The organism is Bradyrhizobium sp. Kon69, from assembly GCF_055807515.1.
The window spans coordinates 1-249 of the sequence record NZ_JBVVOS010000501.1 but is presented as its reverse complement, the minus strand read 5'-3'; the positions used below and the strand labels follow the sequence as shown (position 1 = coordinate 249).

Below are 249 nucleotides of genomic sequence, written 5' to 3'. Positions count from 1 at the left end.
CCAGGTCAGTGAACCTCTGGTCAAAACAGAAAGTGTTGCGCGCCACCCTTCTTTTAGCCGTGTTGGGGGTTGTGGTCATTGCCTTGCTAAGTGCGGCGGTGGCCTTATCTGCGCCGTGGCTGGAAAGAGTGCTTCCTGTCGCGGGGGAACATTTTTATCAAGAGGCGCTTCCCCTGTATTTCCTTTCGATGGTGCCGTTCATTCAGCTGGAAATGTGCAACAGCGCCTTGCGCGGGCAGGGCAGAAGCG

The 249-nt window shown here is 56.2% G+C and carries 1 protein-coding gene; it reads left to right on the top strand.

The window, feature by feature from the left end; translation table 11 throughout:
• Positions 1-249 (top strand): hypothetical protein (locus AC0L3U_RS39945; protein ID WP_473365203.1); only part of this gene is annotated, 249 nt, incomplete at both ends.